We start from the raw sequence: 20,131 nt of genomic DNA on the forward strand, positions 1-20,131 counted from the left end.
CTGAACAAGGCGCCACTGGGCTGGCGCTGGTTCGTCGGCTCGGTCGTAGCCGCCTTCGTCCTGACCTTCGCGCAGGCGCCCGGCCTCACCGTCGCCGACACCAAATACGACCTCGCCCAGAACCCCCTCGGCTTCCTCGCGCGCGCCGCGCACCTGTGGAGCAGCCAGGCGCCCATGGGTCAGGTGCAGAACCAGGCCTACGGCTACTTCTTCCCGCACGGCGCGTTCTTTTCCGCAGGTCACCTGCTGCATGTGCCCGCCTGGGTGACCCAGCGCGTCTGGTGGGCGCTGCTGCTGCTCGCCGGATTCTGGGGCATCGTCAAGCTGTGCGAAACGCTCGGTATCGGGGCACGTGGGTCGCGGGTGATCGCGGGTGTCGCGTTCGCGTTGTCGCCACGGGTGCTCACCACGCTCGGGTCGATCTCCTCCGAGACGCTGCCGATGATGCTCGCCCCGTGGGTGCTGCTCGCACCTGCCGCGCTCGGTGTCGCACTGCGCGGCAATTCGACGAGGGTCGACACGGCGCCGGAAAGTCCGCGGCCCGACAGCGAGCGGTCCGACAATCCAGGCGACAATACGCCGGACGACAGCGTGGTCGAGCCTGCTACCGGCGCTGCGGGGAGCGCGGTCGGGAACGCCGAGTCCGGCGAAGTCGGTCGCCTGCGTGGCCGAGTGGTGCGGGCCGGTCGCGGCTCGCGCACCGGCGAGTCGGTTGCGCCTGGACCCACGCGCGGCGGAATCCTCTCGCCCGCTGGTAGTGCCCTCGCGCTCGCGCTGATGGGGTCGGTGAATGCTGTCGCGACGGTGGCGGCGTTCCTGCCCGCCGCGCTGTGGTGGGCCTCCTACCGGCCGAATCGGCGATGGTGGCGGTTCACACGGGCGTGGATTCCGTTGCTCGTGCTCGCCACGTTCTGGTGGGTGGTGCCGCTGCTGCTGCTCGGGAAGGTGAGTCCGCCGTTCCTCGACTACATCGAGTCGTCGGGCGTGACCACGCAGTGGGCGGCGCTGAGCGAGGTGTTGCGCGGTACCGACAGCTGGACGCCGTTCGTGTCGCCCGAGCGGATCGCGGGGGCCGTGCTGGTGACCCAGCCCGCCGCGGTGCTCGCCACCGGGCTGCTCGCGGCGGCGGGCATGGCGGGGCTCGCGCGGTCGTCGATGCCGTATCGCGGGCGGTTCGTGCTGATCCTGTGTGTGGGATCGGCGGGGATCTGCGCCGGGTATGTCGGCACGCTCGGTGGGCCGTTCGCGGAATCGGTGCGGATCTTCCTCGACTCCGGTGGTGCGCCGCTGCGCAATGTGCACAAGCTGGAGCCGCTGATCCGGTTGCCGCTGGTGGTCGGGCTCGCGCACCTGCTCGGCCGGGTGCCACTGCCCGCATCGGTGCCGATGCCGGTGTGGCGCAATGCTTTCGCCCATCCGGAGCGCGATCGTGTCGTGGCCGTGGCGGCCCTGGTGCTCGCCGCGCTCACCCTCGCGACCTCGCTGGCGTGGACCGGTCGACTCGCCCCGCGCGGCGCCTACGACAGGGTGCCCGCCTACTGGACCGACACCGCGCGATGGCTGGCCGACAATGCCGCCGACACCCGCGCGTTGGTCGTCCCCGGCGCGCCCTTCGGTAGCCAGATCTGGGGACTCACCCGCGACGAACCACTGCAGGCGCTGGCGAGTACCCCGTGGGCAGTGCGCGATTCGGTGCCGCTGAATCCGCCGGGCACCATCCGCGCCATGGACTCGGTGCAGCGGCTCATCGCCGACGGGCGACCGTCGACCGGGCTGGCCACCACCCTGGCGAACCAGGGCATCGGAATCGTGGTGCTGCGCAACGACCTCGACCCGGAGACCTCCCGCTCCACCCGGCCGATGCTGGCGCACCAGGCCATCGAGGGTTCACCGGGGCTCACCAAGGTCGCCGAATTCGGCACGCCCATCGGGCCGCGCGCCGACGACGCGGGCCTGGTCGTCGACAACGACCTGCTGCCGTCGTACCCGGCCATCGAGATCTACCGGGTGGACCACGCGACGCCGGGCACGCCGACGCAGGTGCGCAGCGGCACCGGCGCGCCCGACTCGATCCCCGGCGCCTACACGGTGGGGCTCGACTCGGTGCCCGTCGTGCGCGGCGGACCCGAGGTGCTCGAGCGTATTCGTCGCGACGGGGCAAGCGGCCCAGTGCTTCTCGAAGCCGACGCCGCACGCGCCGGACTCCCGACCGAACCGGCGCTGCTGACCGACACACCGATGGACCGGGAATCGGATTTCGGGCGGGTGGACAACCACAACTCCGCCGTCCGCGCTCCGGACGACGCCCGCCGAACCCACAACCTCGTCCCCGACTATCCCGTCGACGGAATTGAACTCGTCCGTGGCCAGTGGTCCGGTGCGAAGGTGACCTCCTCCAGTTCGGCGGCCGACGCCACCCAGATCGGCGGCGCGGCCCCCGGCAGTTCCACCGCCGCCGCCGTGGACGGCGATCCGAGCACCGCATGGATCAGCAACGGCGCGGAATCCGCACTGGGGCAGTGGCTGCGGCTGGATCTGGACAAGCCGATCACCAGCGGTTCGCTGCAGTTCACCACGACCGCGGCCGCGCTCGGCGATCCGGTGAAGTGGGTGGAGGTGCGCACGTCGCGCGGCACGGTGTCGGCCCGGATCACCGAACCCGGTGCGCCGGTCACCGTCGCCCTGCCCGCGGGCCGCACCGAGTGGGTGATGATCACCGCCGCGCGCACCGAAACCGGCACCCGTGGTGGGCAATTCGGGATCAGCGAACTCACCCTCGACGACTATTCGGTACGCGAGGCGCCGGTACGCGTCGACATCCGGCATCGAGTCGTGCTCCCCGATGTTCCGGCGGGCACCACGGCGACCGGCTGGGACCTGGGGCAGGAATTCCCCGGTCGCACAGCGTGTTTCGACGGTCCGCTGCGGGTGCACTGCAGCAAGGGACTCGGTCTGCCAGCCGAGGAACCCGGCGCCTTCGGGCGGACGCTTTCGGTGCCCGAACCGATGCGGGTGAGTACCGACCTGACGGTGCGCACCCGCCCCGGACCGGCGCTCGAAGCGCTGCTCACCGACCCGGCCAGACCGATCGCGCGCGGCAAGGCCGATGTGGCCGACCTGCGCGGCGCCGCCTTCGCCGCCACCGACGGCGACCCCCGAACCACCTGGACCGCGCCGGAAGCCACCGTCCGTGGGCTCGCGGGCGCCAAACCCACACTGGTGCTTGAACTTCCGGAACCCGCGCTGGTGACCGGGCTCGACATCACCACGGCCCTCGGCGGTCTGCCCGCCACCGCCACCTCCGTGCTGGTGAACCTCGGCAACGGTCCGCAGATGCGCGAACTGCCCGAACGCGAACACGGCGAACCCGCACGGATCTCGCTGCACCCCGCTGTCACCGATCGGGTCGAGGTGAGCATTCAGCAGTGGAACGAGGTGCTCGACCGCACCGCACTCGGCTTCGTCCTCACCCAGCCGGCCGGTCTCGCCGAAGTGGAAGTACTCGGCCCCGACTACCCGGCCCACGCCCCCGGCGACCGACTCGTCACCATCGGCTGCGAGGCCGGGCCGGTGATCGCCATCGGCGGGCGCGCAGTGCACACGACCGTCACCGCGACCGCCGACGAACTCCGTTCGGGTGCACCGGTTTCCGCACGCCCTTGCGAATTGGACGCGGCCGATATCGAATTGCTGCCCGGCAAACCCGACCTCACCGTCGTGCCGACGGAACTGTTCACGGTCGACCGGATTCGGCTGCCGCGCACCGATCTCGCGGCCGCCCCGATCCTGGGCGGGACAAGCGATTCTTCCGAATCGAGCCCTGGCGGCGAGAACAGCAGTGGGGGCGATCCCGCCGGCCCGGCCGAAGAGAACAGCACTGCCGGCGGGCCCAGCGAGCCAATCGACGAGAACAGTGCGGCTGACGCGCCCGCGAGCCCGACCGACGTCGACAGCTCAACCAGCGAATCAGGCGCTCGGAGTTCAGCCCCCGCCCGCGATGCGACCCACGAAGGCCCCTCTGCGCCGGCAGCCGATTCGACGAAGGCACGATTGCTGGTACTGCCCTTGAGCACCAACGTCGGCTGGGAAGCTCACACCTCCGACGGGCAGCTGTTGAAGCCAGTCGTGGTCGACGGTTGGCAGCAGGCTTGGCTTGTTCCGGCGGGGACGAGCGGGGAGATCACCGTGTCGTTCCCGGACGACCGGTGGTACCGGCTGGCGATCTTCGGTGGTCTACTGCTGCTGATTCCACTTGTGTTGCTTGCCATTCCGCGTCGGCGGCAGGTTCCCGACGTCGGCCCCGCACCGACCACATGGGGTACCCGCTCACTCGCCGCGCTCGGGCTCACCGGTGCGGTGGCGGTGGTCTCCGGTCCGTTCGGTGTGGTGTGCACCGTTGTCGCGGTGGCGTGCAGTCACTTCCGGTCCGCTGTGACGAGTCGGGTACTGCCGTGGGTCGCCGGTGTCGGGACCTTGGTCTCGGTGGCGGCGTTGTCGACCGGCACATGGCGGTCGGGCACCACCTATATGGGTGGCTCGATCTGGGCGCAGGCACCCGCGGTCATCGCTGTTGTCGCGGTGGGAGTCGCCGCACTTCCACGCCGACGCTGACCTGTGGCCGGCCGACTCCATCAGCCCCGACGGACGGGATGTCGCCCGTCAATGCCGCCTGACCGGCTCAGACGCGGGCGGTTTCTTTCACAGCTTTCCGCTTGTCCCAGCGCCGGACCAGCCGACGCGCGGGTTCCTCGATCAGCGCGTAGCTCGCGGCGGCCAGCGGCAAGGTCAGCGCGGTGGTGAGCACGAGGACGTACAGGAAGCTGCCGCTGAACGGCAACAGGCTGAACACCGGGAACACCATGGACAGCACGACCAGGTGCCACAGGAACACCCCGTAGGACCACCGGCCGAGCACCGCCGCCGTGCGCGATTCCAGCCAGCGATGCGGTGGCGCGTCGGCCGGACGCAGCACCAGCGGCGCCAGCAGGCCGAAGCCGATGATCGCCCCGAGCAGCATCTTCACCGCGTACTGCCACGGCTCGGCACGTTCCAGACCGGCCGGTCCGCCGAACTCCGTCGCCGAGATCAGGAACGCGACCAGCGCGAAGCCCCACATCAGCGGCTGATTCGCCAGCAGCTTCGGCCAGCGGGCATCGGTGCGCAGGCGGTAGATCAGTTCGGCGAGCAGCATGCCCGCCGCGAACCAGGGGATGTAGGCGGGCAGCCAGTTGTCGGCGTGGATGGCGTCGGGTGTCGGCACCGGCCACAGGTTCCACGTCAGGCTCACCGCGGCCAGCGCGCACAGCACGGGGACCCGCCACCGCGCCGACGGACCACGCAGCCGGACGAACGCCAACGCCAACACCGGAAGCACCAGGTAGAAGGCCACCTCCACCGACAGGCTCCACATCTGGGTGAGGCCGTCGGTGAGTGTCAAGGGGACGAACACTTGCAGTAGGAACAGATTCGACACCCATACCCGCAGGTTCGCCGTCTGCGCGGCGCCGGGCAGCAACACGAGCACGAACACCACGACGGCCCAATAGGCGGGCATGATCCTGGCGAAACGGTGCAGCAGGTACCGCCCCGTCGACGGCGCCGCACCGACCCCGTGCGCGGCCGCCGCGTGCGGCCGCCACAGCAGGAAACCCGACAGCGCGAAGAACACCGCGACCGCCATGTCGAAGCGCTCCAGAATCGGCCCCAGCACCGGTGTCCCGGATGCCGCGGTCTGGAAAGCCACGTGGGTGACGAGCACGCCGAGCGCCGCCATCCCACGCATTCCTTCCAGGGCGGGGATGAAGGTGCGCGGCGGCGGAACGGGGGTGTGCTGGCTCGTCATCGGGGTCCAGTCTGCCGTGTCGGCGATTTAGCGGGCACAGCGCCGCCTTCCGTCGTCATGGGCTGTTAGTGTCGGCTCAATCCGTGTTCGAACGACGAGGAGAGTTTGCATGGCACTGAGTGCCGGTACCAGAAGGACGGTCGCCTGCGTGCTCGTGGGTCTGGGCGCGGCATTGCTTGTTGCCGCGCTCATGATCCCCACCTACACCGTGAGCAAGGTGGCCAAGACTCCGCTCGACCTCGAGATCACCACCATCGCGGAGAACCAGCCTGGTGAGGACAGTCTCGTCCTCGACTCCAAGTCGCTGACCTCCGGTGACGGTCCGGCCGTTGTCAACAAGAACGTGCCGCTGATCTCGCAACGTTTCGTCACCGTCGAGGAGCCCTCCGACGCCGACAAGATGACGCTGCAGGCGGGTCAGACGCTGCGCCGCACCGATGTGCAGGGTGACACGGGCCTGCTCACCGCGGCCATCGACCGCGTCACCATCTCGCGCACCACCGGCATGCCGGTCGACGAGGAGCCCAACGGCTCCATCGCGGTCACCGTCAACAAGGACGGCAGCGTGATGGAACCGGTGCAGCACACCGGCATCGGCTACCGCTTCCCGATCGGCACCGAGAAGAAGACGTACCCGTACTTCGACATCAACGTGCGCAAGTCCTTCGACGCCAACTTCATCGAAGAGACCGAGATCAACAGCACCAAGGTGTACCGGTTCCAGATGATCGCGCCCGTCACCAGCACCTGGGACGTGGTGCAGTCGCCGACCAACCGGCTCACCCTGCCCGCCGCCAAGTGGGGCGTCACCGACGTGCCCGCCGACGCGCCGGTCACCATGACCCGCTACTACACCAACGTGCGTGACCTGTGGGTCGAGCCGCAGACCGGCACGGTCGTCAAGGGTGGCGAATCGATCCACCTGTTCTACGCGCGCACGGCCGACAAGCCCGAGGTGACCGCGCTCAAGTCGCACATCGTCTTCGACGAGTCGACCGTGGAGTCGCAGCTGGCCATCGCCAAGGAGAACACCGACAAGCTGTCGCTGTTCGGCCGCATCGTGCCGATCGTGCTCGGTATCCTCGGCGTGATCGCGCTGCTGGCCGGCCTGTTCCTCGGTCTGCGCGGCGGTAGCGCCCCGGCCCACGCCTCACCGCGTGGCACCCGGCCCACGCCCGCGCCGACCGCCGCCGACACCGGCGCCACCCGCTGGGACGGCGACGAAGCGCCGACCACCCAGTTCCCACGCGGTGACTACGATTCGCCGACCGAACAGATCGACACGAACAAACGCCCCTGAGGCAAGCTGTTCACGACGGCCCCGGTCACCGACCGGGGCCGTCGTCGTTTCGCGCGGCGCGCAATACGACCAAGGCGACGATCGTCGTGGTGACGGCGGCGACGCAGACGGCGATGCCGATGAGCGAACCGATGCTGTCGGCGAAAGCGAGCATCAACGCAACCTCAACGGCCAGACCCACCCAGGTGACCATCGCCAGGCCGGTGCGTTCCACCGCGATCGCCGACAGCAACGCGCCCTGCAGCACGGCGAGCATGGCGCCGTGCAGCGCGAAGATCCACAGCATGCCCTGGATGGGCGCGTAGTCCTGACCCGCGAACAGGGGCGCGAGCGGGGCGGCCAGGGCGGCGCCGATGACCGCGACGACGCCGATCAGCGACAGCACCGACAGGGCGTCGCGGATGGCGCGGGCCGAATGCGTCGGCTGGGCCATGCGTGGGTACAGCACAACGCCAACCGCCTGCGGGAGCCAGAAGGCGATCTTGGTGGCGATGGTGCCGAGGGAGTAGCGACTGGCGTCGGCATCGTCGAGGACGACGCGCACGACGATCAGGTCTGCCGAGGACAGGGCCATCAGCGCGGCCTGCACTTGGACGGCACGCAAGACCGGGAGGACGCCGATCGCCTGCTCGCGCGGTTCGACGGTAGCTATACGCCCATCGAGCAACAGGTCTGCTGAATCGCTCGCGGTCGCCGATCGGACGATGCGACCCGCCAGGAAGGCGGCGGCGACGAGTCCGCCTGCCGCTGCGAGCAGGGCGCCAGCCGAACCGCCGCCGAGGGCGAGCGCGATCAGTGCGGGTGCGACGCGAGCGGTTCCCGCCAGGGCCAGCACCGTCGCCAGGGCACGGAACTGGTTGGCGCCCTGGAGGATTCCCTGTTCACCGGACAGGATCACCAGAGCGGGAGCGGCGCCGAGGGCAGCGGCCGCGGCCGGCACACCGACGTGCAGCACCGTAGCGACGACCGGGATCAGCACCACCGCGACCGCCGCGACCAGCGCCGCACACCGCCACTGCATCGCCCGCACCGCGCGCAGACCGGCGCCGCGCACCACTTCGCGCGCCACCACGTTCTGCATCGCCAAGGCGGGCACCGCGCACAACAACTGGACCGCGAGCAGACTCGCGAACTCGCTGAAGCCGGCCACGCCCAGCCAGCGACCGGCCAACATCTGCAGCAGATAACCGGCGACATTGGCGGTCATCGCGCCGGCCGTGACCCACGTCAGATCGGCAACAACAGGGGGGCGGCGGACCGAAGACACGCCCCATCGTCGCACCTCATCGCCCATGCGGTGGGCGGTACCCCGAAATGTGAGTCCGAGCGGACTCACCCTGTGCTTCGCTTCTGGAGCACCGGCGCGCCCGAGGCGGGGCCCTTCGCGTTGTCGCAGCCTCCGGTCGGTCCAGATCAGGGCGGGCCCGCTGCGCTCCCCGCAAGCATCTAGGGTGCTCTGATGTGACAGGTAGCGCGAGGCTCTGGGTTGCCGCGTACTGCGCGCTCCTCACGGCTGTGATCGTCGGCCCGCTGGCAGGCTCGGGGTACCTGCTGCTGCGCGACGCGGTGAGTACCCCGCGCTCCTACCTGACGGACTCCGCGCTCGGTCTCGGCGCCGCCGCACCCCGCGCGGTGCCCCAGGACGCGCTGCTCGCCGTCCTCTCCCCCGTCGTCGACGGCGGCATCCTGGTCAAAACCATCCTGATCGTTTCCCTGTGGTCGGCAGGCTACGGCGCCGCCGTCCTCGCCCGCCGCTTCGTCAACGCGAGCACCGGCCCCCAACTCGTCGCCGCGACCCTGGCCCTCTGGAATCCCTTCGTCGCCGAACGTCTTCTCCAAGGGCATTGGAGTCTGCTCGCGGGGTATGCGGCTTTGCCCTGGGTGGCATTGGCGGCAACGCGTCTGCGCGAGCCGGCGGTCGATTCGCCAGTCGACGTGCGCTCGGGGCGCGGCCACACTGAGGCGAGCCTCGCCTCTGGAGCCGGGTCGGGTACAGACTCGACCGCCGAGACCGACGCCGGCAGAGGATCACCGGGCAGCCTCAGCGAGGTCGACTCGGCACGTGCGTCCGGGTCGATTGTCGGACGCGCATGGAGCGGTGTTCAGGCCCGCCGTTCCCGGGCGGGAGCACGTGTCGGTGCGTGGGCTGCGCTGGTCGCGGCGTTCGCGGCAGCCGGGTTGACGCCGACCGGGTCGTTGCTGGCGGCCGTCATCGGACTGGCGACGATCGGGTGGCGGAAGATGCTGCCCGCTGCCGTTCTGTGGGTGCTCACGTGTGCGCCGTGGTTGACGGCGACCGCATTGGGGGCCGGTGCCGAGCCGTCGGATCCCGAGGGGGTTTCGGCCTTCGCGGCGCGGGCGGAGCCGTGGTTGGGGACGTTGGGGAGTCTGGCCGGGCTCGGGGGGATCTGGAACGCGGAAGCGGTTCCGGGCAGCCGGACAACGCCGGTGGCGTTCGTCGCCACGATGTTGTTGCTCGGGATTGTCGCGCTCGGAGTGCGGGCGGTGTGGGCGCGGGGGCACCGGGCGCTGCTGGTCATCGCGGTGGTGGCCGTGGTCGTGCCCGCGCTCGGGGCGACCAGCGGGGGGATCGCGGTCGGCGAATGGTTGGTCGCGCACGTGCCCGGTGCGGGGTTGTTGCGTGACAGCCAGAAATACGTAGCGCTCGCGATGCCGGCGTATGTGTTGTGTGCGGCGGCCGCCTGCACCACCGTGCTCACCTTCGCCCGCAGGTTCGCGCCGACGATCCATGACGGCGTCCGAACCGGAACAGCCGCTGTCGCAACACTTTTCATCGGACTGCTGATTCTCCCTCTCCCGGACCTGGCCTGGGGCGTCGGCGGCGAGATGCGCCCCGTTCACTACCCCGCAGGCTGGGAAAAAGTCGTCGAACACATCGACGCACCGGGCGACGTGGCCGTCCTTCCCGCGGGCATGTTCCGCCGATTCCCCTACAGCGGAACAGCTCCCGTCCTCGACCCCGCCCCCCGAATCCTCCCCGACGACGTCCTCCAAACAGGCGAACTCCGCGTCCGAGGCTACGCCGTAGCAGGCGAAGGAAACCGCGCCCGCACAGTCGAAACGGCCCTGCTCGAAGGCGCCCCCGCCACCGACCTAGCCGCCCTCGGCGTCGGCTGGATACTCATAGAACGCACCACCCCCGGCCCCCTCGGCGCCTCCCAATCCACCCTGACCACAACCCAACTCGCCTACGAAGACCCCGATCTAGCCCTCTACCGAGTCCCCAACCCAACCCCCACCGACACCGCAACCACCACCCAACGCCGAATCTCCGCCACCGCCCACTTCCTCTGGGCCACCCTCCTGCTGGGCGCGCTCCTCACAGCCGCCCTCCGCCCAAACCCCAACTGATGGAGTGTCATCCGGCGATTCCTCGCGCGTCGCACAACACACCGCACCAATACCGCCGCGAGCCATCGACGACCTATGTTCGCTCGCTATGGTCACCTCACAGCACGAGGCTATGCACCGGATCTTCCGGCACGACGCGCGCACCTTCGCCCGCGCCTTCCACGCACTCGACCGTCTCAGAGAGCATCATTCGAATTCTGCGGCGGCGTGGAATCGCTGTTGCCGCTGCGGCGGAAAGCAAGATCGTGTCGTGTCACGACCGCGCGCAGCTCGGCGAATGGCTCGATCGGGCGATCGGGGCGCAGAGCGTTGACGATGTGTTCAGCGATTGAGAGCTGACGGGGCTACGAGGCCGGTGGTGTAAGTGCCTCGGGCTGCGGCGGCGAGGACTTCGTAGACGCCGGAACCTGTTTGTTCCCAAGAGAATTCGTGGGCGCGGGCGCGGGCCTTTTCGCCCATCATCGCGCGGGTTTCCGGGTCGGCGAGGAGGTCGGCGGCGGCTCGGGCCAGGGCGGGGGCGTCGTCTACCAGCAGGCCGGTGACGCCGTCGACGATGGAGTCGGTGAGGCCACGGGAGCTGCGGTAGCCGATGGTCGGCACGCCGTGCTGGGCGGCTTCGATGACGGCAAGGCCCCAGCCCTCCTTGCGGGAGGGCATCACGTGCACCCACGCGGTGGCCAGGATCTCGTGCTTGCGGCGTTCGTCGACGTGGCCGTGGAAGGTGACGGCGTCGGTGATGCCGAGCTCCTCGGCACACGCGCGCAGGTTCGGCGCCCACCAGCCGTCGCCGATCACGTCCAGGTGCACGTCGGGGAAGCGTTCGCGCAGCGTGGCGACGGCGGTGAGGGCGTCTTCGATCTGCTTGTGGGGGACGAGACGGGACAGCACGGCGATGCGTGGGTGGGTGGCGCGGGTGCTCGCGCCGCCGGGGACGACCTCGGCGGGCACCGGCTCGGCACCGTTGCGGACGACGGCGATGCGTTCGCGGTCCACCCCGAGCACCGACAGCTCCTCGGCCGAGGGCAGCGACACCGTGAGGTACTGGTTGTCGCGGTGCACGCGCGGCGACAGCTTGGACTCGATCCACCAGCCGATCCGCCCGACCAGCCGCCCGGCGACCGGCCACTGCTCACGATGCCCGTGGTGCACGAGCACCACCGACGGCACACCGGTGACCGCCGCGAAGAACGGGATGCCGTTCTGGGTGTCGATCACCACGTCGGGCCGCACACCGCGCAGTGGGCCGACACCGAGCCGACCGGCGAGGATGGCGGCCAGCGCGCGCGGGTACACGGTGAAGCGGCCACCGGCGCGACTGATGTCGATACCGTCGATCCGCTCGCGGCGCGGCGCACCGGAGTACCCGGCCGTACGCAGGGTGACCTTGACCCCTCGGGCCGCCAGCTGCGCACCCACCTGCTCCAGGTACCGCTCACTGCCGCCGCCCTGTGGGTGCCCCGTGTCACGCCAGCACAACAGGAGGACTTCACGCACGGTCGGGCTCGCAATCGGATCGGCTTCGGACAAACGTCGGCCACCACCCTAGCGGGTGTGGCCCACGCGACACGGCAATATCACCGCCGAACCCGCACACGGCCGCGATGCGCCGCCGCCGAGCCCCTAAACTCCTGCCGTGCCGACCGCATCCCCGCCGAGAACCGACCAGCCGGGCCGAGCCCCCCGCTTCGCCCGTCGCGCCACGCTGCGCCGCTCCGTGCGCCTGCTGACGAGCTTCCGGTTCGAGCAGTCCGACCCGGCCAGGTTCTACGGCGGCGTCGCCACCGACAGCGCCGAGCTGATCGACGACTTCTACGCCGACATCACCGGCCGCGATCTCGCCGGAACCGTGGTGCTCGACGTGGGTGGCGGGCCCGGCTACTTCGCCGACGAGTTCACCGCACGCGGCGCGCGCTATATCTCGGTGGAACCCGACCCGTCGGAGATGCACGCCGCAGGCCTACGGGTGGCCGGTTCGGTGCGCGGCTCGGGCATGGCGCTCCCGTTCCGCGACAACGCCTTCGACGTGTGCTTCTCCTCCAACGTCGCCGAACACGTCCCCGAGCCGTGGGCGATGGCCGACGAGATGGTCCGCGTGACCAAGCCCGGCGGGCTCATCGTCTACTCGTACACGGTGTGGCACGGGCCGTTCGGCGGGCACGAGACCGGGCTGTGGCATTACCTCGGCGGCGAGTACGCGGCCCGAAGGTACTTCCGTAAGCACGGTCGTGAACCCAAGAACAGATTCGGCAGGTCACTGTTCGCTGTCACCGCCGCCGACGGTTTGCGCTGGGCGGCAACGACACCGGCGGACGTGCGAACCGTTTTTCCTCGTTATCACCCGCGCTGGGCGTGGTGGCTGGTTCGGATTCCGGTGATTCGCGAGCTACTCGTGAGCAATCTCGTTGTGGTGGCGACGAAACGGTGATTCAGGCCAGCCAGCTCAATCGCCGCGTCCGGCGCACCGGCTCGGGTAACGCACTGGCCCAGGGGGATTCCTGAATCGCGAGGCCGACAGTCTCCAACGTGGTCAGGCCGACCTGATCGGCGAGCGCTCCGACCATCGCGACCGCCTCAGCGGCCTGAATGGCGGCAGTTGCCTGCTCGATCGTCAGTGTGCGGCCCGGAAGGAATGACACAACCCATCCTCCACTGCCCACACTCTTCGCTTGATGGTCGGTCTGGTCGCTGGTCATCAACGATCGGCCGATCACTTGCACAGCCATGAGTCGGTCTCCCCAATTCGCTGTAAAGGTCCGATGAATCGAGCGAGCTGATCAGTAGCTAAAGCATCCCCTTTTCACCACGAGAACGCAATAGTGCGTTTTCCCGAAAAGCGAACCGACGGGTTGGAATTCGTGCACTTCAGAGTGCCTGCGACCAGGCAAAGTAGAACGTGTTGCAGACAATCCGGCCGCGAAACTGTAACGTGTTCTCATGCACTACGACAGTCTGTTCATCGGCGGCAAGTGGACCACCCCGGCCGGTAGTGACCGCATTTCCGTGGCCTCACCGGCCACCGAGGAGACCGTGGGCAGCGTGCCCGCGGTAACGAAGGACGATGTCGACGCCGCGGTCGCCGCGGCGCGCGACGCCTTCGACAGCGGACCGTGGCCGAAGAAGGATCCACTGGAACGAGCCGAGGTGCTCGGCAAGGCCGCGCGCCTCATCGAGCAGCGTTCCCCGGAATTGCTCGCCGCACTCACGGCCGAGATGGGCGCAACAACGGTAGGCGCCTTGACATTCAACCAAATTCCCGCCGTCGCGGCGCTCGACGCGTTAGTCTCGCTCGCTGAGACCTTCCCCTGGAACGAGACTCGGGTCGGCCCGTTCGGAACAACCCGTGTGTCACGGGAACCGCGCGGTGTCGTCGCCGCTATTACCGCATGGAATGTTCCGATGTTCCTCGCGGTGAACAAACTCGCGCCCGCATTGCTCGCCGGGTGCACGATCGTGCTCAAACCGTCGCCACTCACCCCGCTCAGCGCGAATATCCTCGCCGATATCTTCACCGAGGCAGGTGTGCCGGACGGGGTGATCTCCGTGCTGCCCGCCGAGGCCGAGGCAAGCGAATACCTGGCCGGTCATCCCGGCGTCGACAAGGTGACCTTCACCGGAAGTACCGCCGTCGGCCGGAAACTCGCCGCTATCGCCGGCGAACAACTCAAGACCGTCTCCCTCGAATTGGGCGGTAAGTCGGCCGCGATCATTCTCGACGACGTCGACCTGGCGGCGAGCATTCCCGTTCTCGCGTTCTCCGGTCTGATGAACAGCGGGCAGGGCTGTGTCGCGCAGACCCGCATCCTCGCACCGCGCAGCCGCTACGAAGAGATCCTCGACGCGCTCGTCGCCCACGTGAGCACACTGAAGACCGGCGACCCTACCGACCCGTCGGTGCAGTTCGGCCCGCTCATCAGCGAGCGGCAGCGCGAGCGCGTGGAGGGCTATATCGCCAAGGGCAAGGCCGAGGGAGCGCGGCTGGTCCTCGGCGGCGGCAGGCCCGACGGGGTGGCGCGCGGCTGGTTCGTCGAGCCGACGATCTTCGCCGACGTGGACAACTCCAGCACCATCGCCCAGGAGGAGATTTTCGGGCCGGTGCTGTCGGTGATCCCCTACGACACCGAGGACGAGGCCGTCGCCATCGCCAACGACTCCGTGTACGGCCTGGCGGGCTCGGTCTGGACCACCGACGTCGAACGCGGCACGAAGATCGCCGCGCGGGTGCGCACGGGCACCTACGCGATCAACTGGTACGCCTTCGACCCCACCGCGCCGTTCGGTGGGTACAAGAGTTCCGGCATCGGCCGCGAGAACGGCCCCGAGGGCCTGGACGCCTTCTGCGAGCAGAAGTCGGTGCTGATGCCGATGGGCTGGACCGGCTAGTCCTCCGGCATCACTACCCGCAGCACCGGCTGGGCACCTACCTCACCGTTGGCGGGCAGGTCGACCACGTCGACGCGCCATCCGGGTGGCAGGACTCGCTGCAGGCGGCCTGCCACCCGGTGCAGTGGCGTGCTCGAGCAGGTGTCGTCCTCCGGGCGGGTCACCAGATCGGTCATGCGTCAACCACCTCTCAGCGTCGATCTCAACGGAGTTTGCTCGGGGATGGTGCGACGTTCACAGAAACCTGACTGGGAATATAGGTGACGGCGATTCCCTTGCCCCAGCGACTCTCTGTCATCGAAATAGGTACCCGAAATTCGCACGGGGGAATCGTCTTCTTTTGTGCCCGAAAGGAAACTTCGCGTCGGGAAAGTGGGTCAATGACGCAATGAGCGTCGATATGCGGACGGCGTAAGCCCGGTCGCCGCACGTAAGTGCTCGCGCAGGGCCGTCACACTGCCGAAGCCCGAGCGCTGGGCAACCGTCTCCACGGTGAACGTCGTTCGCTCGAGCAGTTCCCTTGCCCGTCCGAGCCGTTGCGCGTCGAGCCAGGCGCGCGGCGTGGTGCCGACCTCGGCCTTGAAACGGCGGATGAAAGTCCGCTCGCTCATCAACGCGTGCGCGGCAAGCGCTGAGACATCCACGGCGGCCACGGGATTGGCCGCTGCCCAAGCGAGCGTGGCCGCCAGGCCACCATGCGCAGCGACGCGAGTCATCGGCCGCGGAATGTACTGCGCCTGACCACCTTCACGGTGCGGCGGCACCACATTCCAGCGGGCGAGGTCGGCGGCGGCGGCGGCACCGAGTTCGCGGCGGACGATGTGCAGGCACAGGTCCAGTCCGGCGGACAGGCCCGCCGAGGTCAGGATGTCGCCGTCGTCGACGTAGAGGGCGGTGGGATCGAGTTTCACGGCCGGGTAGAGCTGGGCGAATTCGTCGCAGTAACCCCAGTGGGTGGTGGCCGGGCGGCCGTCGAGCAGCCCGGCCTCGGCGAGGACGAAGGCGCCGATGCAGATACTGGCGATGGTTGCGCCCCGGGCGGCGGCCGCACGCAGCGCGTCGAGCGCCGGGGGCGGGGTGGGCAGAGTCGGGAGGCCGATGCCGGGGACCACGATCAGATCGGCGTCGGCGAGCAGCTCGAGGCCGTGCTCCACCCGCAGCTCGAAGCCGTTCGGCGTCCACACCGGACCGGGACGTACAGCGCAGGTTCGCATGTCGAAGCCGGCGGGCTCGCCGGTCCGGCCCGGTCCGTGGCGGAAGATCTGGACCACGCACGCGAGGTCGTAGGTCATCACGCCGTCGAGGGCGAGTGCGGCCACCGAGATCACTCCTCGAGTTTGGCACGAATCCGGGCACTGCTGGCATACCTGCCACTCGTTCTCCCCGCCCCGGTCCGGCTTTGCTTGACGCAGGCACGACAAGGGAGATCTGATGACGAATCCGGCAGGCCTCGACTGGACCTGGGCACAGCGCACCGGCGGGAACCTCACCGCGTTGCAGCGCCGTCGGCTGTTGGCGGTACTCGGCCGCACCGTACCGAGATTCGCGCCGGGACGGCTGCGCTTGGCACTCGGCCGGCGCGGCACCGGACGCGTCGAGGACGTGCGTCTCCCGGACACCCGGCTGGCCAGAGAGGCGGAACTACATGCGCGCGAGGAACTTTCGGACGCACTGCTGGCGCATTCCTTCCGCACCTACTTCTTCGGTCGCGCCCTCGCCGACCTCGACGGTGCCGAGTACGACGACGAAATCGCCTACGTCTCCTGCCTGTTGCACGACATCGCCCTAGAAAAGCCCACGCCTGGTAGGTGTTTCGCGGTGGTCGGCGGGGAGAGCGCGGTCGGCCTCGCCCGGCGGCACGGCGCCTCCGCCGAACGGGCAGCGATCATCGGTGCGGCCATCGCCGCCCATCTCACCCCCGGCGTCGCGGCGGACCTCGGCGACCCGGGTGGTTTCGTATCCGCGGGCGCGTCGGTGGACGTGCTCGGCGACCGGCTGGCCGACCTCGATCCCCGATGGGTCGGCGAACTGCTCGCCCGGCACCCTCGTCACCAGCTGAAGAAGCACCTCGCCGCGGTGTTCGCCGCCGAGGCCGCCGCGGTCCCCGAAGGGCGGGTGGCCTGGCTGACGTCGACCGGATTCACCCAGCTCGTCAAGTTCGCACCCTTCCCCGAATAGAACGAAACCGCCCGCACCGGAAATCGGCGCGGGCGGTTCGTTGTTCGGGGGGGATCAGCCGAGGCGCTGCTTGAGAGCCTCGAACTCGTCGCGAACACCCGAGGGCAGGCGGTCGCCGATGAACTCGAACCACTCCTCGATCGACGGGATCTCCTGGCGCCACTCGTCGGCGTTCACCGCGAGGGCCTCGTCGACGTCGGCCGGGTCGACGTCGAGGCCGTCCAGGTCGAGGTCGGCGGCCGTGGGGACGTGGCCGACCGGGGTGGACGACGCGCCGGTCGAACCCTCGATGCGGCCGACGATCCACTCAAGCACGCGGGAGTTCTCACCGAATCCGGGCCACAGGAAGCGGCCGTCGGCGCCACGACGGAACCAGTTGACGTAGAAGATCTTCGGCAGCTTGGTCGAGTCGGCGTTCTTGCCCAGCTCGATCCAGTGGTCGAGGTAGTCGCCCACGTGGTAGCCGAGGAACGGCAGCATCGCCATCGGGTCGCGGCGGACGGTGCCCACCTGGCCCTCGGCGGCGGCGGTCTGCTCCGAGCCCATGGTCGCGCCCATGAACACGCCGTGCTCCCAGCCGAACGACTCGGTCACCAGCGGGACGGTGGTCTTGCGGCGACCGCCGAACAGGATGGCCGAGATCGGCACGCCCTGCGGGTCGTCCCACTCGGGGGCCAGGATCGGGCACTGCGACATCGGGGTGCAGTAGCGCGAGTTCGGGTGCGCGGCGTGCGTACCGGACTCGGGGGTCCAGTCGTTGCCCTTCCAGTCGATGAGGTGCTGCGGGTCGCCTTCCAGGCCCTCCCACCACACATCGTTGTCGTCGGTCTGGGCGACGTTGGTGTAGACGGTGTTGCCCGCGTCGATGGTGGCCATCGCGTTGGGGTTGGAGCTGTGGTTGGTGCCCGGCGCGACGCCGAAGAAACCGAACTCCGGGTTCACGGCGTAGAGGCGGCCGTCCTTGCCGAAACGCATCCAGGCGATGTCGTCGCCCAGGGTCTCGGCGCGCCAGCCGGGGATGGTCGGCTGGATCATCGCCAGGTTGGTCTTACCGCAGGCGCTGGGGAAGGCGGCGGCGATGTAGTACGCCTTGTTCTCGGGCGAGATCAGCTTGAGGATCAGCATGTGCTCGGCCAGCCAGCCCTCGTCGTGGGCCATCGCCGAGGCGATGCGCAGCGAGTAGCACTTCTTGCCGAGCAGCGCGTTGCCGCCGTAGCCCGAGCCGTAGGACCAGATCTCGCGGTCCTCGGGGAAGTGGGTGATGTACTTGGTGTCGCTGCACGGCCACGGCACGTCGGCCTGACCCTCGGCCAGCGGAGCGCCGACGGAGTGCAGCGCCTTCACGAACGGACGATCGGTGCCGAGCTTGTCCAGCGCCGCCTGGCCCATGCGGGTCATCACGCGCATCGACACGACCACGTACTCGGAGTCGGTGATCTCCACGCCCAGCTTGGGGTCCTCGGCGCCGAGCGGGCCCATGCAGAACGGCACCACGTACATGGTGCGGCCCTTCATCGAGCCGCGGTACAGCTCGGTCATGGTGGCGCGCATCTCGGCGGGGTCGACCCAGTTGTTGGTCGGGCCCGCGTCGGCCTCGGTCTTGGAGCAGATGTAGGTGCGCGATTCCACGCGGGCCACATCGGAGGGGTCGGACAGGGCGAGGAAGGAGTTCGGTTTCTTCTTCTCGTCGAGCTTCTTGAAGGTGCCCGCTTCGACCAGCTGCGTGGTCAGGCGATCCCATTCCGCGTCGGAGCCGTCGGCCCAGACAACGCGGTCAGGCTGAGTGAGCTCTGCGACTTCCTGTACCCAGGCGAGCAGTTCACTGTGCTCGGTCGGCGCGGTGCCGTCGGATCCACGAAGACCAGGAATGGTCGCTGAGGTCATGAAAACTCTCCTGAGATGGGCGGGGGCGCCACCGTGGCGGGAAGACGTCCGGCAGCGAACCAGCCACCGCACAACCCCAATGGACGGCGTACAGGGCCGCACACGGACGGAGCCGCGCATCGACTGGCACGGAGCAGGACGCCCAGGTTCCTGCTTAAAGGTTAACGCGATATGACGATCGATAAGGAATCGGGTTCGCCCAACCTAGTACCCATCGGCGGGTGGACCAATCGTTCTCGTCACACCCTGTCGAGTGTCTCGATATCGCGTTCGCAGGCGGAAAGTTGCGCGGGCCGCTCGGCGGCGAGGCGCCGGACGAGCGTGTCGAGCTCGGCGATGCGCCGGTCCACCGCCACCGCGCGGGCCGTGGATTCACGGACGACATGTTCGGCGAGCTCCGCCTCCACGTCCACCAGGACGGCCGCGACACGCTGCTCGAGCTGGGCTTTCACATTCACCAGCGCCTCCGACACCCACTGTGACATGTGACTGCGTTCGGCCAGTTGCCCGCGCGCACGCACCACCCATGCCGCCGCACCGGCGCCGAGCAGCAATGCCACCGGCACGCTCGCCACATCGAGCGTCGGCACCAGCGACAGCGGCGCGACGATCAACCGGCCTAGACCGACACCGGCCGACGCGCCGAGCGCGATCACCAGGTGATCTTCGACACCACGGTGCCTCGGCGTGGGTTCCGGACCCACTCGGGGCGCCGCGTCGTAGCGGCGCTGGGCGGGTGCGGCGGTGCCGACACGCCGCGCGGTCTCGAGCACGCGCTCGTCGATGACGGCGTCGACCGCGGCCGACAACTCACCGGCGGCCTGCTGCAAGCGCTCGGGGTAGGCGCGCAGTTCGGTGCGGTCGCAGCGGTCGAGTTCGGCGCGTGAGCGCATGTGCAGGGCCCGGACCATGGCCCCCACCTCGGTCGACAGGTCGACGCGGGCCAGCTGCACCTGGCTGCGCACCGCCGCGAGACCGGTTTGCCTGCCGCCGTCGCGCTCGGCGAGCAGAGCGACCCGCTCCTCCCGGATACGCGCGGTCTCGGTGCCCGCGCGCAGTGCCGTGATCTGTTCGGCGATGCGGGCCCTGGTGTCGGCGAGCACGCGGGCGAGCACGGCCGCACGGCGTCGGGCGCCGTCGACCGGGGTCTGCGCGGTGGCCGCGGCGAGGGCGGC

At 69.2% G+C, this 20,131-nt stretch carries 13 protein-coding genes and 1 pseudogene; 6 read left to right on the plus strand and 8 right to left on the minus strand.

All coding sequences use genetic code 11. The features are described 5' to 3' along the window. On the plus strand, positions 1-4,611 hold the full coding sequence (locus NI2_RS28745) for an alpha-(1->3)-arabinofuranosyltransferase (protein WP_243749825.1): 4,611 nt from the start codon (positions 1-3) through the stop codon (positions 4,609-4,611). Between the two features lie 67 nt (positions 4,612-4,678). Here the strand turns inward: NI2_RS28745 and NI2_RS28750 are convergent, their stop codons facing one another. Continuing rightward, a complete protein-coding gene (locus tag NI2_RS28750) occupies positions 4,679-5,842 on the minus strand; it encodes an acyltransferase family protein (protein WP_067497174.1) in 1,164 nt (387 codons plus the stop codon). Between the two features lie 109 nt (positions 5,843-5,951). On the opposite strand from NI2_RS28750, the gene pgfA reads away from it, so the two are divergent. Continuing rightward, on the plus strand, positions 5,952-7,142 hold the full coding sequence (gene pgfA / locus NI2_RS28755) for a cell envelope lipid trafficking protein PgfA (RefSeq protein WP_067497175.1): 1,191 nt from the start codon (positions 5,952-5,954) through the stop codon (positions 7,140-7,142). A gap of 25 nt (positions 7,143-7,167) precedes the next feature. On the opposite strand, the gene NI2_RS28760 is transcribed toward pgfA, so the two are convergent. Continuing rightward, positions 7,168-8,349, minus strand: coding sequence for a polysaccharide biosynthesis protein (locus tag NI2_RS28760; RefSeq protein ID WP_243749783.1), 1,182 nt, complete (start codon positions 8,347-8,349; stop codon positions 7,168-7,170). 254 nt (positions 8,350-8,603) lie between these two features. On the opposite strand from NI2_RS28760, the gene NI2_RS28765 reads away from it, so the two are divergent. Further along, a complete protein-coding gene (locus tag NI2_RS28765; RefSeq protein WP_067497178.1) occupies positions 8,604-10,514 on the plus strand; it encodes an MmpA family trehalose lipid delivery protein in 1,911 nt (636 codons plus the stop codon). A gap of 321 nt (positions 10,515-10,835) precedes the next feature. Here the strand turns inward: NI2_RS28765 and NI2_RS28770 are convergent, their stop codons facing one another. After that, a complete protein-coding gene (locus NI2_RS28770) occupies positions 10,836-12,008 on the minus strand; it encodes a glycosyltransferase family 4 protein (protein ID WP_067497207.1) in 1,173 nt (390 codons plus the stop codon). A gap of 139 nt (positions 12,009-12,147) precedes the next feature. Here NI2_RS28770 and NI2_RS28775 point away from each other — a divergent pair, with 139 nt between their 5' ends. Further along, positions 12,148-12,939: a class I SAM-dependent methyltransferase gene (locus tag NI2_RS28775; RefSeq protein ID WP_067497180.1), complete on the plus strand. Its 792-nt coding sequence runs from the start codon at positions 12,148-12,150 to the stop codon at positions 12,937-12,939. Position 12,940: 1 nt separating this feature from the next. Here the strand turns inward: NI2_RS28775 and NI2_RS28780 are convergent, their stop codons facing one another. Then, positions 12,941-13,150 carry a hypothetical protein gene (locus NI2_RS28780; RefSeq protein WP_243749784.1) on the minus strand — a complete coding sequence of 70 codons (210 nt, stop codon included), beginning with the start codon at positions 13,148-13,150 and terminating at the stop codon, positions 12,941-12,943. Positions 13,151-13,448: 298 nt separating this feature from the next. Here NI2_RS28780 and NI2_RS28785 point away from each other — a divergent pair, with 298 nt between their 5' ends. After that, positions 13,449-14,894: an aldehyde dehydrogenase gene (locus NI2_RS28785; protein WP_067497185.1), complete on the plus strand. Its 1,446-nt coding sequence runs from the start codon at positions 13,449-13,451 to the stop codon at positions 14,892-14,894. On the opposite strand, the gene NI2_RS28790 is transcribed toward NI2_RS28785, so the two are convergent. Both NI2_RS28790 and NI2_RS28795 read right to left on the minus strand, forming a co-directional pair. Then, positions 14,891-15,070 (minus strand): hypothetical protein, encoded by a 180-nt coding sequence (locus tag NI2_RS28790; RefSeq protein WP_067497189.1) that lies wholly within the window; start codon positions 15,068-15,070, stop codon positions 14,891-14,893. The genes NI2_RS28785 and NI2_RS28790 overlap by 4 nt on opposite strands. 201 nt (positions 15,071-15,271) lie before the next feature. Beyond that, positions 15,272-16,222, minus strand: a complete 951-nt coding sequence (locus tag NI2_RS28795) for a GlxA family transcriptional regulator (protein ID WP_084476924.1) — start codon at positions 16,220-16,222, stop codon at positions 15,272-15,274. Between the two features lie 103 nt (positions 16,223-16,325). Here NI2_RS28795 and NI2_RS28800 point away from each other — a divergent pair, with 103 nt between their 5' ends. Then, positions 16,326-17,072, plus strand: a complete 747-nt coding sequence (locus NI2_RS28800; protein WP_067497191.1) for an HD domain-containing protein — start codon at positions 16,326-16,328, stop codon at positions 17,070-17,072. A gap of 54 nt (positions 17,073-17,126) precedes the next feature. Here NI2_RS28800 and NI2_RS28805 read toward each other — a convergent pair whose 3' ends face one another. Beyond that, positions 17,127-18,956, minus strand: coding sequence for a phosphoenolpyruvate carboxykinase (GTP) (locus NI2_RS28805; protein ID WP_067497193.1), 1,830 nt, complete (start codon positions 18,954-18,956; stop codon positions 17,127-17,129). A gap of 239 nt (positions 18,957-19,195) precedes the next feature. Then, positions 19,196-20,131, minus strand: a pseudogene (locus NI2_RS34555) (hypothetical protein); the annotation flags it as partial.

This window comes from Nocardia ignorata NBRC 108230, assembly GCF_001612905.1.
GTDB lineage: Bacteria > Actinomycetota > Actinomycetes > Mycobacteriales > Mycobacteriaceae > Nocardia > Nocardia ignorata.